The sequence below is a fragment of the Nisaea sediminum genome (assembly GCF_014904705.1).
Taxonomy (GTDB): Bacteria; Pseudomonadota; Alphaproteobacteria; order Thalassobaculales; family Thalassobaculaceae; genus Nisaea; species Nisaea sediminum.
The window spans coordinates 247961-262430 of record NZ_JACZCQ010000005.1; the positions used below are offsets into that span (position 1 = coordinate 247961).

Annotated in this window: 10 protein-coding genes; 6 read left to right on the forward strand and 4 right to left on the reverse strand. The window is 62.4% G+C overall.

The genetic code is table 11. From position 1 onward, the window contains the following. Positions 1-10: 10 nt before the first annotated feature. Both dnaG and IG122_RS11640 read right to left on the reverse strand, forming a co-directional pair. A complete protein-coding gene (gene dnaG / locus IG122_RS11635) occupies positions 11-1864 on the reverse strand; it encodes a DNA primase (RefSeq protein WP_193183654.1) in 1854 nt (617 codons plus the stop codon). Between the two features lie 87 nt (positions 1865-1951). Beyond that, positions 1952-2407, reverse strand: a complete 456-nt coding sequence (locus tag IG122_RS11640) for a GatB/YqeY domain-containing protein (RefSeq protein WP_193183656.1) — start codon at positions 2405-2407, stop codon at positions 1952-1954. Positions 2408-2704: 297 nt separating this feature from the next. Between IG122_RS11640 and carA the strand changes: the two genes are divergently transcribed. The 3 genes from carA (at position 2705) to greA (ending at position 7757) form a co-directional block, all read left to right on the forward strand. Further along, entirely contained in the window at positions 2705-3922 is a 1218-nt protein-coding gene (gene carA, locus IG122_RS11645) for a glutamine-hydrolyzing carbamoyl-phosphate synthase small subunit (RefSeq protein WP_193183658.1), read from the forward strand. 8 nt (positions 3923-3930) lie between these two features. Then, positions 3931-7188, forward strand: a complete 3258-nt coding sequence (gene carB, locus IG122_RS11650; protein ID WP_193183660.1) for a carbamoyl-phosphate synthase large subunit — start codon at positions 3931-3933, stop codon at positions 7186-7188. A 95-nt stretch (positions 7189-7283) separates the two neighbouring features. Then, a complete protein-coding gene (gene greA, locus IG122_RS11655; RefSeq protein WP_193183662.1) occupies positions 7284-7757 on the forward strand; it encodes a transcription elongation factor GreA in 474 nt (157 codons plus the stop codon). 69 nt (positions 7758-7826) lie between these two features. Here greA and IG122_RS11660 read toward each other — a convergent pair whose 3' ends face one another. Next, positions 7827-10880, reverse strand: a complete 3054-nt coding sequence (locus IG122_RS11660; RefSeq protein WP_226893509.1) for a cytochrome P460 family protein — start codon at positions 10878-10880, stop codon at positions 7827-7829. Positions 10881-11085: 205 nt separating this feature from the next. Between IG122_RS11660 and IG122_RS11665 the strand changes: the two genes are divergently transcribed. Both IG122_RS11665 and IG122_RS11670 read left to right on the forward strand, forming a co-directional pair. Continuing rightward, positions 11086-11718: a LysE family translocator gene (locus IG122_RS11665; protein ID WP_193183666.1), complete on the forward strand. Its 633-nt coding sequence runs from the start codon at positions 11086-11088 to the stop codon at positions 11716-11718. Between the two features lie 109 nt (positions 11719-11827). Beyond that, on the forward strand, positions 11828-12157 hold the full coding sequence (locus tag IG122_RS11670) for a hypothetical protein (RefSeq protein ID WP_193183668.1): 330 nt from the start codon (positions 11828-11830) through the stop codon (positions 12155-12157). A gap of 6 nt (positions 12158-12163) precedes the next feature. On the opposite strand, the gene IG122_RS11675 is transcribed toward IG122_RS11670, so the two are convergent. Further along, positions 12164-12646, reverse strand: a complete 483-nt coding sequence (locus IG122_RS11675) for a class I SAM-dependent methyltransferase (RefSeq protein ID WP_226893510.1) — start codon at positions 12644-12646, stop codon at positions 12164-12166. Positions 12647-13216: 570 nt separating this feature from the next. Between IG122_RS11675 and metZ the strand changes: the two genes are divergently transcribed. Next, positions 13217-14425, forward strand: a complete 1209-nt coding sequence (gene metZ, locus IG122_RS11680) for an O-succinylhomoserine sulfhydrylase (RefSeq protein WP_193183672.1) — start codon at positions 13217-13219, stop codon at positions 14423-14425. Positions 14426-14470 lie beyond the last annotated feature (45 nt).

The window sequence follows — 14470 nt, forward strand, 5'->3', positions numbered from 1 at the left end:
CGCCGTTATCTTAACTCCGACCGAGGTCGGTTTCCTCAAGCGCGGCGCTGGAATTGAGGGAAGCCAGCGCCGATCGCAATGACGCCAGCCGGTTCCAACTCGCTTCGCTAAATTCCTCCGCCACCGCCCGTTCGGCATCGGCCAATTGCGCCTCAAGCTGAGGCTTGCCGATACGAGCCAGCAATTCCGTCAGTCCCGCGCGCGCCTTCGAAAGCTGCGCGTTCCGCCTCGCGAAGGCGGCGTGACTTAATGTTTCCCCACTTAGAAGCCCATTGCAGGCATCCGATAACCCCAACCGCGTCAAATGGGCGATTAAGCCCTCCGAGTCAAGGCCTGGATCGGCGAGCGCAATCTCTATGATTTGCTGCCGGAGCTTGTCAAGGAAGGGATCGTCGAAGGCCAGAACGCCGATCGCCTCGCCCAATTCGTCGATCAGGGCCGGATGGTTGAGGAGGGCCGCGAGCACGATCTGCTGCTGACGCCGCGCCATGATCGACGGAACGTTGGCCCGGTGGCCCTGCGAAAACTGCGCTCCCGCATAGGCCTCGGCATAACCGCTGCGGCGCGAACCGCGACCGCCGCCACTGTTTTCCCGACCGGCCCGGCGCATTTCCCGGATCCGGTTCTCGACATGATCCGAATAGCTTTCCTGCACCGTACGTTCGGCGATTTCCCGGACCCGCCCACGCATGCGGCGCTGAAAATCCGCGATCCGCTCCGGCGTGGTCACCGGCTGGGCGGCCAGTTCCTGGCGCCAGATGAATTCGGACAGCGGGATCGCCCCGTCAAGCAGCTCGCGCATCGCCTTGGCACCGTGATGCTTGATCACGTCGTCCGGATCCTCGCCCTGCGGCAGCGTGACGAAACGAAGGGAGTGTCCCGGCTTCAGCATCGGCAGCACCCGGTCGGCGGCGCGTCCGGCGGCCCGCATACCTGCTGTGTCGCCGTCGAAACAGACCACCGGCTCCGTCGCGAGTTTCCAGAGCTCCGCGATCTGATCCTCGGTCAGCGCGGTGCCGAGCGGGGCGACCGCCTGCGGAAAACCACCCTGTGAGAGCGCGATCACGTCCATGTAGCCTTCCGCGACGACGATCTCGTCCGCCTTGCGGGCCGGCTCGCGCGCCTGCGCGAGACCATAAAGAACGCGGCCTTTATGGAAGACCGGCGTGTCCGGAGAATTGAGGTATTTCGGCTGACCGTCGCCGAGAATGCGGCCACCGAAGGCGATCACCCGTCCGCGCCGGTCGGTGATCGGGAAGATGATGCGACCGCGGAAATAATCGTAGGCCGCGCCCCCGTCTTCCGGTTTGCGCAGCAGTCCCGCTTCCAGCAGCAGGGCCTCCTTCACGCCTTCCGCCTTCATCGACTGCGCGAAGGCGGTCCGGCTGTCCGGCGCCCAGCCAAGGCGGAAGCGGGCAATGGTTTCCTTCGTAAGCCCGCGCCCGCGCAGATAATCGAGCGCCTCGGCCCCGCCGGGTCCCGCAAGCTTCTGCTCGAACCAGGTGCAGGCATGTTCGAGAACATCGTGCAGGGTCTCGCGGCGCTTGGAGCGCTCGCGGTCCTGCGGCGTTTCCTTGGGCACCTCGAGACCGGCCATGTCGGCCAGCTTCTCGACCGCCTCGGGGAAAGCGAGCCCCTCGGACTCCATCACGAACTTGATGATGTCGCCATGCGCCCCGCAGGCGAAGCAGTGATAGAAATTCTTATCGTCGACGACATTCATTGACGGCTTGCTGTCCGAATGGAACGGACAGAGCCCGAGAAACTCCCGGCCCCGACGCTGCAACGTCACCCGACGGCCGACCACTTCCGAAACCGGAAGCCGGGTCCTCAATTCGTCAAGGAATTGTGGCGGGAAGCTCATGATGTGCGACGATCAATCCTTGCCCAAGGGGCAAAGAGTGTGAACTTGCCAGCTCAAGCGGTCAAAGGAATCCGGGTATGGACAGGCTCAGGCGAGCATCTGTCGGACAATGCCGCTCGCCTTGGAAAAATCCATGCGGCCGGCATAGCGCTCCTTCAGGGCAGCCATGGCGCGCCCCATGTCCTTCAGCTCCTTCGCGCCGATTTCCTTCACGACGGTTTCCACCGCCGCGTTCATCTCGGCTTCGTCGAGCTGCTGCGGCATGAAACGGCGGATGACGTCCATCTCGGCCTTTTCCTGCTCGGCCAGTTCCAGACGGCCACCCTGCTCGTAAAGCCGGATCGACTCGGTCCGCTGCTTGAGCATGGTCTGCAGCATGGAGAGGATCTCGTCCTCGCTGATCCCGTCCGCGTTGCCATTGCCGCGCGCGGCAATGTCACGGTCCTTCAGGGCCGCCAGAATCAATCTGATTGTGCTGACGGCACACTGATCCTTTTCCTTCAAAGCCTCTTTCAAGGCGTCACTGAATGCGGCGCGCATCATATGAACATTACCCCTAGCCATTTCGCGGCGGGTTTCTCGTCAGACCGGCTCGCGAATTTCGGCTACACCATCTCCATCGCGGAACAAAACGCAAGGCACATTTATTAACATATTGAATTTACTTGTTTATATGAAAAACAACGGCCTTGACCTCTTGTCCCGCATTCTTTATCAACTCGGCTTCGAAGCGTCCGGCCCGACCCGAAGACAAAGAATCTGTCTGCCAAGCGGATATCCATGCGATCCTCCGCGGTTCTCGTGTGCCGGAACCGCAGCGAATTGCCAGGGATCACCGCGATGGCGCAGCCTTCGAAAGCCGACCAAGCCAAGCCAGACTTCTCCTCGATGCCCCAGCCGGACGGCGCCACCGCCGTTCTCGTCCTGGCGGACGGGACCGTTTTCTGGGGGCGAGGATTGGGCGCTGCGACCGAACGCGTCGGCGAGGTCTGCTTCAACACCTCGCTCACCGGCTATCAGGAGATCATGACCGATCCGTCCTATGCCGGTCAGATCATCACCTTCACCTTCCCCCATATCGGCAATGTCGGCGCCAATTCAATGGATGTGGAGACCACCACGCCGGCGGCGCTCGGCCTGGTGCTACGCGCCGACATGACGGAGCCCTCGAACTACCGTTCCGAGCGGCATTTCGACGACTGGCTGAAGAGTTTCGGCCTGCCGGGCATCAGCGGCGTCGACACAAGGCGGCTGACCCGGCGGATCCGGGACGGCGGCGCGCCGACCGGCTGCCTCGCCCATGCGCCGGACGGCAAGCTCGATCTCGACGCGCTCTGGCAGAAGACGCAGGACTGGCCGGGCCTCGAGGGCATGGATCTCGCGATCCAGGTCTCCTGCCGGCAGACCTACAGCTGGCGCGAGGGCACCTGGCAATTCGCCCGCGGCGGCGTCGACGGCGACGACGGTTTCGAGGCCGACCCGGAGATCAGGCGCCATGTCGTGGCGATGGATTTCGGCGCCAAGCGCAATATCCTGCGCAATCTCGCCTCGCTCGGCTGCAAGGTGACGGTGGTCCCGGCCGACACCAAGGCGGAAGACGTGCTCGCGCACGAGCCGGACGGAATCTTCCTCGCCAACGGGCCGGGCGACCCCGCGGCGACCGGCGAATACGCGGTGCCCGAGATCAAGAAGCTGGTCGACAGCGGCAAGCCGGTCTTCGGCATCTGCCTCGGCCACCAGATGCTCGCTCTCTCGCTCGGCGCCAGGACCGAGAAGATGCACCAGGGCCACCGGGGTGCGAACCATCCGGTCAAGGATCTGACCACCGGCAAGGTCGAGATCACCTCGCAGAACCACGGTTTCATGATCAGCGAGGGCAGCCTGCCCGAGGGCGTGGAAATTACCCACCGTTCCCTCTTTGACGGCTCGATCGAAGGAATCCGGCTCTCCGGCCGCCCGGTCTTCTCCGTGCAATACCATCCGGAAGCCTCGCCGGGGCCCAAGGACAGCCACTATCTCTTCCAACGTTTCGTCGATTTCATCGACCAGAAAAGCTGAGCGGCCCGATGCCCAAACGTACAGATATCAAATCCATCATGATCATCGGTGCCGGCCCGATCGTCATCGGTCAGGCCTGCGAATTCGACTATTCCGGCGCCCAGGCCTGCAAGGCGCTGAAGGAAGAGGGCTACCGGGTCATCCTGGTGAACTCCAACCCGGCGACGATCATGACCGACCCGGGTCTCGCGGACGCGACCTATGTCGAGCCGATCACGCCGGAGATGGTCGCGCGCGTGATCGAGAAGGAGAAGCCGGACGCGCTGCTCCCGACGATGGGCGGGCAGACCGCGCTCAATACCGCGATCGCGCTCGCCAAGAACGGCACGCTGGACAAGCACGGCGTCGAGCTGATCGGCGCCAAGCTGGAAGCCATCGAGAAGGCCGAGGACCGGCTGCTGTTCCGCGACGCGATGGACAAGATCGGCCTCGACTCGCCGCGCTCCAGTCTCGTCCACTCCGTCGAGGAGGCGATGGACGCGCTGAAGCATGTCGGCCTGCCGGCCATCATGCGCCCGTCCTTCACCCTCGGCGGCGAGGGCGGCGGGATCGCGTACAATGTCGAGGAATACGAGCAGATCATCCGCAACGGCCTGCGCGCCTCGCCGGTGAAATCCGTCCTGGTCGAGGAAAGCGTGCTCGGCTGGAAGGAATACGAGATGGAAGTCGTCCGCGACAAGGCGGACAACTGCATCATCATCTGCTCGATCGAGAACGTCGATCCGATGGGCGTGCATACCGGCGACAGCATCACCGTCGCCCCGGCGCTGACGCTGACCGACAAGGAATATCAGCGGATGCGCGACGCCTCGATCGCCGTGCTGCGCGAGATCGGGGTCGAAACCGGCGGCTCGAACGTGCAGTTCGCGGTCAATCCGGAGAACGGCCGGCTCATCGTCATCGAGATGAACCCGCGCGTCTCGCGCTCCTCGGCGCTGGCCTCCAAGGCGACCGGCTTCCCGATCGCCAAGATCGCGGCGAAACTGGCCGTCGGCTATACGCTCGACGAGCTGAAGAACGACATCACCGGCGGCCGGACCCCGGCGAGCTTCGAGCCGACCATCGACTACGTGGTCACCAAGATCCCGCGCTTCACCTTCGAGAAGTTCCCGAACACCACGCCGCTGCTCAGCACGGCGATGAAGTCGGTCGGCGAGGCGATGTCCATCGGCCGCAGCTTCCCCGAGAGCCTGCAGAAGGCGCTGCGCTCCATGGAGACAGGCCTCACCGGCCTCAATGAGGTCGAACTGCCGGGTGTCGACAGCGAGGGCGTCAGCCGCGAACGCGTCGTCGCCGCCCTCAGCGAACAGACGCCGGACCGCCTGCTGCGTGTCGCCCAGGCCTTCCGCGTCGGCCTCTCCCTCGAGGAGATCGCCAATGCGAGCCATTTCGACCCCTGGTTCCTGCGTCATGTCCAGGAGATCGTCGCGGTCGAGGCAGAGGTCCGCAAAAGCGGCCTGCCGACGGCCGCGAAGGATTTCGCCCGGCTGAAGAAGATGGGCTTCTCCGATGCCCGTCTCGGCGAACTGACCGGCAAGGAGGAAGGCGAAGTGACCGCGGCGCGCCATGCGCTCGGCATCCGCCCGGTCTACAAGCGGATCGACACCTGCGCGGCCGAATTCCCGTCGGACACGCCCTACATGTATTCCTGCTATGAGAGCGACGGCTACGGCGCCCCGGAATGCGAGTCCGACCCGACCGACGCCGAGAAGGTCGTCATCCTCGGAGGCGGGCCGAACCGGATCGGCCAGGGCATCGAGTTCGACTATTGCTGCGTCCATGCCGCCTACGCGCTCTCCGAGGCCGGCTATGAGACCATCATGGTCAACTGCAACCCGGAAACCGTCTCGACCGACTACGACACCTCCGACCGGCTCTATTTCGAGCCGCTCACCGCAGAGGATGTGATCGAGCTGGTCCGCAAGGAGCAGTCCAACGGCACGGTGAAGGGCGTCATCGTCCAGCTCGGCGGACAGACCCCGCTGAAGCTGTCCCAGGCGCTCGAGGACGCGGGCATTCCGATCCTCGGCACCTCGCCCGACGCGATCGACCTCGCCGAGGACCGCAAGCGGTTCCAGAAGCTGCTGAACGATCTGGGTCTCCGCCAGCCGAAGAACGGCACCGCCTTCTCCTTCGAAGAGGCCGAGAAGGTCGCGCACGAGATCGGCTATCCGGTCGTGATCCGTCCGTCCTACGTGCTCGGCGGCCGGGCGATGGAAATCGTGCACGAGCCGGCGCAGCTGAAGCGCTACATGGAGCAGGCGGTCAAGGTGTCGGGCAAGAACCCCGTGCTGATCGACAGCTTCCTCCGGAGCGCGGTTGAGGTCGATGTCGACTGCCTTTCCGACGGCAAGCAGGTCTATATCGCCGGCATCATGGAACATATCGAGGAAGCCGGGATCCATTCCGGCGACAGCGCCTGCTCGCTGCCGCCGCAGACCCTGCCGAAGACCGTGATCCAGGAAATCCGCCGCCAGACGACGCTGCTGGCCGAGGGCCTCAAGGTCGTCGGGCTGATGAACACCCAGTTCGCGGTCAAGGACGGCGCCGTCTTCATCCTCGAGGTGAACCCGCGCGCCAGCCGGACCGTGCCGTTCGTTGCCAAGGCAACGGGCGTGCCGATCGCCAAGATCGCGAGCCGCGTGATGGCCGGTGAGAAACTGGCGGACTTCACGCTACCGACCGAGATGCCAAAGCATGTCGCGGTGAAGGAAGCGGTGTTTCCGTTCAACCGCTTCCCCGGCGTCGACGTCATCCTCGGCCCGGAAATGAAGTCCACCGGCGAGGTCATGGGCATCGACAGCGATTTCGGCCGCGCTTTCGCCAAGAGCCAGATGGCGGCCAACACACACCTGCCGACCTCCGGCACGGTCTTCGTCTCCGTGCGTGACGAGGACAAGGAAGAGATCGTGAAACTGGCGGGCGAGCTCGCGGAGATGGGCTATCTCCTGCTTGCCACCGAGGGCACCGCGAACGCCCTCAAGGCGGCCGGCCTCAAGGTCGACCGCACTAAGAAAGTGCTCGAGGGACGGCCGCACATCGTCGACAACATGCTCTCCGGACATGTCGATCTGGTGTTCAACACGACGGGCGGCGCACAGGCGATCTCGGACAGTTTCAGCTTGCGTCAGACCGCACTGACCCACAATATTCCCTATTATACGACGGTCGAAGGGGCCTGGGCCGCCGTCCAAGCGATGAAAGCGCTGCGGGCAGGCCGCCTTGAAGTCGAACCGTTGCAATCCTATCTCAGCGGATCGTTCTGACGGCCGGCGGTAGGACCGGGCGCCACCGGTGACTCTTTTTCAGGAGACGGGTCGCCTGTTTTGAATGCATTGAGTGAATAACCGAGGTCGGTTTAATGGAAAAAGTTCCGATGACCGCGCAGGGGCTGGAAAAGCTCCAGACTGAGCTGAAGCAGCTCAAGACGGTGGAACGGCCTGAGATCATCAAGGCCATCTCCGAGGCGCGCGAGCACGGCGATCTGTCCGAGAACGCCGAATACCATTCCGCGCGCGAGCGCCAGAGCTTCATCGAAGGCCGCATTCTCGAGCTGGAAGACGTGACCAGCCGAGCGGAGGTCATCGACACGTCGAAGCTCGGCGGCCAGACCGTGACCTTCGGCACCGTGATCGAGGTCGCGGACGAGGATACGGACGAGGAACAGACCTTCACCATCGTCGGTCCCTACGAGGCCGACATCTCGAAGGGCTATATCTCGACCTCCTCTCCGATCGCCCGCGCGATGATCGGCAAGAAAGTCGGCGAGAGCGTCGAGGTGGCGACCCCCCGCGGCTCGAAGAGCTACGAGATCCTCAGCATCTCCGTGATGTAAGATACGCGGCACGCTCCGCTGGACGAATGCAGAAAAGCCCGGGAAATTCCCGGGCTTTTCGTTTTGCGGTCAGTTGCCGGGTGCGATCTGAAGCGGTCCGGTGTCGCCGATGGTGAACTTCCAGCCTTCCGCCTGCGTACCGGCCAGGTTCAGGTTCCCGGCGAGGAAATAAAGCCGGTCGCGGTCCGCGCCCTTGGCGGTGCAGAAGCGGTCCTGGAGATAGAAGGGCGGCGTCGCCTGATAGGAGAGACGCGCCCGTACCGAGACCGGATCCGAGGGAAGGTCGGCAAGCGGAACCGCATAGGTCAGCCTGTCCCCACCGCCCTCGCGGTAGTCCGGATCGTCCCCGACCCCGAGCGCACCCGCATCCTCGGCCATGTCCGCCCCGGCGCCGAGCGCGGCGGAGATCGCCTTGCGTTTGTCGAGCGGGAGGTATCCCGTCGGCAGCAGCCGGTTGTCCTTCACCTCGGCGCAGATAGAGAGGAACGATGTCGTGAGATGGCCTTCCGGCGCGACATCATGGCCGCATTGCGGATTCTTCGATCCCGGTTTCGGCGTGCTCACCAGCTCCTGGTAGATCTGCACCTGGTCCTGCCGCGTGATGGTCTGGTGATGCGGCTGGTGGTGCCGTTTCTCCGGCTCGATCCGGGCGGTGCATGTCTCGTCCCACCAGACCTCGCCCGGCAGCGGCGCGCCAGAAGGTCCGACGATACGGCCGGCGCCGTCCGTCGCGCCGGAGGACCAGATCACGTTACCCAGCCGGTCGATCACGTCGAAGGTCACGAATGCGCGCCGGAAGCCGACGCCCGACGGGAATTTGTGGCCGACATGATTGGTGATCGAGACTTCCGCCTCGAGCACGGCCCTGTCCGGATCGACCGCGAGTTTCGTGACGGCGAGATCCGCCGTCGCCCTGGCCGCCTGATCCAGCATCTTCTGCTCCGTAAAGATCAGCGGATCCATGCCGTTCCTGCCCATCATCGGATCCTGGGTGCGGATCCCGAAGACGTCCGGGAATTGCTGCGCCATCTTGGTCAGGAAGACATTGAGACCGACCAGCGTGTGTTGCGCGAAGCCCTCGCGCACCGGCAGGTCGATCTCGTCCGGCCCGCGATTGAACTCCGCCTGCGGGAAGTTCGAATATTCCTGGATACTGGCGATCCGCGACTTCACCGGCTTGCCCTCGGCATCCTTCGACGGCATGTGGCAGTCCTGACAGCTCCTGGCGATGCTGCCGGCACCTTCGGGCAGCGGCCCGTCCGGCGAAGTACCCGTCCGGTAGGCGCTGAAGGCCCATTCGGGATAGGTCAGCTGCTCGTATATATGCCCGACGGTCTTGCCCTCGTGCAGGACGGGCAAATGGACCGTGTGGCAGGTGCCGCAGGTCTCGGACATTGCCAGCGTCGTATTATGCGCCGGCTTGTTGGCAAGGGCGTCGACCATCGGAGCCGGTTTCGGGTTCTCGAACGGCCCGAAGATCGTGTCGGGGCCACCGACCAGGAAGGAGCCGGTGAAGGTCTTCGCGAACCCCTCCGCCTTCGGATTGAGGAAGGCCTGACGCTCCAGGATGCACTTGTTCTCCGGCCGCCCCTTGACCTCGTTCGAGATCGTCTCTCCCAGGACCATGCGATGGCAGGAGGTGCAGGAGATCCCATCGCGGGCGAGCGCACCGTAATCGGCATACTCGATATGCGCGTTCTTCGCCTTCTCCGACGGCCACGGAGTCACGTCCACGACCTCGCGGGTGAAGGCGCCGCAGCCGGCCGGATCCTGCTTCTTCGGCATGGTCGCGATCGGCTCGATCGCGCCTGAACTGACGTCGATGCCGTATTGCCGCTGACCGAGAATGCCGTGGCAGCCGAGGCAGGTATTCTCCACCAGCTTCGCGTCCTTCTTGTGGAAGCTCTGCGTCTCGCTGGCGAGCTGGGCGAAGAAGATCGGATCGCGCCCGGCCAGCCCCATCGGCGAGGTCCGCCAGGAGCCGTAGGGCGAATGGTTCCACATCTTGCCCGCCGCCGCGGCCGAACCGTCGCCGTAATCCGGCAAGACCGGCTCCGTCATGTCGAACTGCAGCCCGGTGCTGCCGGCATCGTGACAGCCGATACACTGGCTCGAGGTCAGATACTGGTCGTGGATCGTCGGACCGCCGGCACGGACGAATGTCTCGTCATAGGTCTCCGACGGCATCTTCGGCACGCTGACATAATCCGGTGCCGATCCCGGTCCGTTCCAGCGGAAGGCTTCGGTGAAGGCCGGATTGTAGGAGAAGAGCGGCTGGCCGAGCCGCCGCACCGCGTCGGTCGGCAGCCTGACTTCCGGATGCTGCGAGGCGGTTTCCGGCGTCGGGTCCTCGTCCTGATTGAGGAAGACCAAAGGATACCCCGGTTCTCCCTCGATGTTCTTCTGCGAGGAGAAGGTCATGTTGTCCCGGGCCGAGGCGTGACAGTTCATGCAGTACTGCGCGAAGCCCATATTCACCATCAGGTTGCTCGACTGGTTCGCCGGATAGTCCGGCGCCCAGCCAGTCCAGCCGAACCAGCCCCAGAACCAGCCGTCGTGACTCGCCTTGGAATCGCGCACCATGATCGCCGCGCCGTGGATCTTCGGGATCAGCTTCTCCGGCGGTATTTTCGAGCAGACCGAGGCCGGGGAGGAATACATCTCCTTCACGATCATCGCGCCGTCGGGAACCGGGCCCTTGTCCGTCGCACGCTCCTCGTCGGCCGGCGTTCTGTTCTCCTTGATCCAGGCGAACATGTCGGGCGAATACCAGATCACCACCGGCGCATGGGTGCCGTGATAGGTCCCCATCCATTCGCCATTGATCAGGCGCGCGGTTTCCGGCCCGGTATCGCGCACATACTTGTCGCGCACCCAGCCCGACGCCTTGTCGCGGTGGCAGAAGTTGGTGAAGTATTCCTGGAGCTTCAGCTCGTAGGCACCCCGCGGCAGCGCGGACGGATCCCGTACCACCGGATCGAGTGCTTTGCAGAGCGCGGCATCCGTCGGCAGCACCTCGACATTCTGCGCTTCCGGGCAGGTCGCGGCCGCCGCGCCGGCGCCCAGCCCAAGAAACAGCGCGCCGGACATCAGAAAGGTTCTCAGTCGAGGCCTGACTTGCATGATCATCTCCCGTACCCGGCCCGCATATGCAGCGGTGCCGCCTTCAGAGAGGATAGGTGAATTTTTCTACCGGAAATAGAGCGGGCCTATTCGGTTATTCGAAAAGCGCCGGTCGGCCGCGCTCCTGCCGATTTGGGTATTTGCAAATCCGGCTCCATCATCGATACTACGTCCTGCATCGAAATATGATCGAAGGTAGCCCGCGATGACCGATACCTATCTCTCCGGCATGCTTCTCGCGTATCTCGCCTCGCTGCTCGGCATGCTGAGTCCGGGACCGAACATTCTCGCCGTGATCGGCACCTCGATGTCCACCGGCCGGGCAGCCGGAAAGGCTCTGGCGCTGGGCGTGGCGGCCGGATCGCTCGCCTGGGGAGCGCTGACACTGCTCGGGCTGACCGCTCTGCTCGCGCTCTACGCCTCGGCACTGACGATGATCAAGATCGCCGGTGCGTTCTATCTGCTTCTGCTCGCCTTCAGATCGTTCCGTTCGGCCTTCTCGAAGACCGATCAGGCCGAGTCCGACGTCGGCGCCGCGGCCGGGCCCTGGGGATACTTCCGGCGCGGTCTGCTGATACAGCTCACCAATCCGAAAGCCGCTTTGACCTGGGTCGCCATCATGTCCCTCGCGATGGGCCCCGGCACGCCGCACTGGGTCGGCGCGGCTGTCGTGCTGGCCGCCTTCGCCAATTCCGCGCTCGGCCATCTCGCCTATGCCGTCGCCTTTTCCACCCAGCCGGCAGTCACAGCCTATCGCCGGATGCGTCGTTGGATAGACGGGGCGCTCGGCTGTTTCTTCTGCTTCGCCAGTTACAAGATCCTGACCAGCCGGGACTGAAGGAAGTTTAGGGTAATTTCGCGCTAACTCTCAACGAACGAGCGTAAGACTCGCCGTTCCACAAAAGCAGAGTTAATCTCTTGAAACTTGCATACCTGCGGAGGTTTCAATGAGCAAAGCGCACAGAAGTGGGATTACTGTCCAACAATCTGATGTCCCAATCATTCTTGCTATGGTCGCACGCGAGGATCGGCGCCACGACATCGCAGCATGGTTTGGGCTGAACCAAGGTCGAATTAAAGAGGTAGAAGATGGAAAATTTGGCACATCCAAATTAGCGGACGAAAAAGAATTACCACCTTCAGGTTCACCAGGCCCTAAAGCTTTGAATCTCAGGCGCGCCGTTCAGGAAGCAAGCGACGCACTTGCACAAGGAAACGCAGAAGAAGCCTTAGAAAAACTTAAAAAAGCCATTAAAAAATTCGATAGAAATGAATAAAAAAAATCAAGCAACATTTAATTCGCGCAAGTCTACAGGCGGATTTTTATAATCATCCTCGCGCTCCAGAGACCTTCGACAAGGAGGTACCCACATCAATTTAGCATTCTCAACTTCATTTTTCTCCCAAACAAACCATGCGTATCCCGTGGCTGTTGTAGCTTTTTTGTCCAGCCTCCCTCTAACCATTGGAACGCGCTCAACAAACTGCGCAAACTTTGTCGGCGGCGTATTCTGGAATATTGATTCATATCTCCCAATACTTTCGAGGAATACTGTTCGCGCCAAGATTGCCACCCCGTTCCGAGAGACCCTCAAGGCTTCCATCAAAAATTCTTCTGCTAAACGGAACGGAGGATTTGTTATAACCCAATCGTAGGATGCTGACGCATAAGGGAATTCTAAAAAATTTCGAACTTCCCCATACCCGTACGAATACGCATCTGATGAAGTTACGGTACCAAAATATTCCTTAAGTACGTTCGCCATGTGACCAGCACCGCACGCTGGCTCTAAACATAATTGCGATTCTAGAGATTGCTTGTCAGCTAGCACATGCTCCACGAGCGCGCGTGTCGCCCACGGAGGCGTAGGAAAATCATCCGGGCTATCTTTCGCCTCAACGCGCTGGGCCATGACGGCATGTGATGTGTTTTGCATTCAAAAATTATAACAGAATCAAAATGTTATGGAACTAAAATAAAATGATTCTTTTGAATCACTTAGCGCTTTGACCGCTGATCAGTGAGCCTTGAACGAACCGTGTCCAATCTTCGTTGGCAGCCCCGCCCATCCTTGCCAAAGGCTTGACAGCGCGGCCCGCTCTCGTCTATCTGACAGATACAGCGCCGATTTGATCTCAGATTGCGGGCGCTTAATAAATGCGGCTAAAGAGGGATTTCGATCCGTCCGGCGCCGCCGCGACGGATTTTTTGTTTTCGGCTTGGTCCGGCCCATCGGACCCGCGGGATTTGAGGGCAGCTTGCATCCGCGTCACCAAGTGCTAAAGCGCCACGGGGAATGCTCCCGTGGGCCCGCAGGAGACCTGGGAGCCAGACCATGAGTGACAAGACCAACCCCGCCTTCACCGAAGCCGCCGACTGGGACCTTGAGACCCGCCTCGTGCGTGGCGGCACCCGCCGTTCCGAATTCGGCGAGACCGCAGAGGCGCTCTTCCTGACTTCGGGCTATGTCTACGAGAGCGCCGATTCCGCCGAGGCCCGCTTCAACGGCGAGGAAGACGGCTTCATGTATTCCCGCTACGGCAACCCGACGGTCCAGATGTTCGAGGACCGGATGGCGCTGCTGGAGGATGCGGAGACCTGTTTTGCCACCGCGAGCGGCATGGCCGCGGTCTGGGCGGCCCTGATCTGCCAGCTGAAGACCGGCGACCACGTGGTCGCGGCGCGCGCCCTCTTCGGCTCCTGCCACCACATCCTGACCAAGATCTTCCCGAAGTTCGGTATCGAGGCGACGCTGATCGACGGTACCGACATCAACCAGTGGCGCGGCGCGGTCCGGCCGAACACTAAGGTCTTCTTCTTCGAGACTCCGTCAAACCCGACGCTGGAAATCATCGATATCCCGGCCGTGGTCGAGATCGCCCACAAGGCCGGTGCCCGCGTCGTCATCGACAACGTGTTCTCGACCCCGATCCTGCAGCAGCCGATCCGGCTCGGCGCCGACGTCTCGGTCTATTCCGGCACCAAGCATATCGACGGCCAGGGCCGCACGCTCGGCGGCGCGGTGCTATGCTCCAACGAGTTCCGCAAGGACTATCTCGAACCTTTCATGCGCCATACCGGCGGCTGTCTCAGCCCGTTCAATGCCTGGGTCCTGCTGAAAGGTCTGGAGACCCTCGAGCTCCGGGTGCAGCGCCAGTGCGAGAACGCGCAGAAGATCGCCGAGTTCCTCGAGGGGCACGACAAGATCGCGCGGGTGATCTATCCGGGCCTCGCCTCGCATCCGCAGCACGAACTCGCAGCAAGACAGATGAGCGGCTTCGGCACCCTCGTCTCGTTCGACGTGAAAGGCGGCAAGGAGGCGGCTTTCAAGCTCCTGAACGGGCTCGAGATCGTCGATATCTCGAACAATCTCGGCGACACCAAGAGCCTGATCACCCATCCCTACACCACCACCCACCGGGCGATGGAGGAAGCGGACCGGGCCGCACTCGGTATCGGACAGGGTCTGGTGCGGATCTCCGCCGGGATCGAGAGCGCCTCCGACCTGATCGGCGATCTCAACCAGGCGCTGGATGCGGTCTGAATCCCCGGCCGGAAGATCGATTACTTAAATGAGTAGACTCAAAGT

Excerpts from the sequence above, each read along its gene's own strand:
- IG122_RS11640 (WP_193183656.1), bottom strand. The coding sequence starts at position 2,407 with ATGATGCGCGCCGCATTCAGTGACGCCTTGAAAGAGGCTTTGAAGGAA.
- carA (WP_193183658.1), top strand. The coding sequence starts at position 2,705 with ATGGCGCAGCCTTCGAAAGCCGACCAAGCCAAGCCAGACTTCTCCTCG.
- IG122_RS11660 (WP_226893509.1), bottom strand. The coding sequence starts at position 10,880 with ATGCAAGTCAGGCCTCGACTGAGAACCTTTCTGATGTCCGGCGCGCTG.
- IG122_RS11665 (WP_193183666.1), top strand. The coding sequence starts at position 11,086 with ATGACCGATACCTATCTCTCCGGCATGCTTCTCGCGTATCTCGCCTCG.
- carB (WP_193183660.1), top strand. The coding sequence starts at position 3,931 with ATGCCCAAACGTACAGATATCAAATCCATCATGATCATCGGTGCCGGC.
- metZ (WP_193183672.1), top strand. The coding sequence starts at position 13,217 with ATGAGTGACAAGACCAACCCCGCCTTCACCGAAGCCGCCGACTGGGAC.
- dnaG (WP_193183654.1), bottom strand. The coding sequence starts at position 1,864 with ATGAGCTTCCCGCCACAATTCCTTGACGAATTGAGGACCCGGCTTCCG.
- IG122_RS11670 (WP_193183668.1), top strand. The coding sequence starts at position 11,828 with ATGAGCAAAGCGCACAGAAGTGGGATTACTGTCCAACAATCTGATGTC.
- greA (WP_193183662.1), top strand. The coding sequence starts at position 7,284 with ATGGAAAAAGTTCCGATGACCGCGCAGGGGCTGGAAAAGCTCCAGACT.
- IG122_RS11675 (WP_226893510.1), bottom strand. The coding sequence starts at position 12,646 with ATGGCGAACGTACTTAAGGAATATTTTGGTACCGTAACTTCATCAGAT.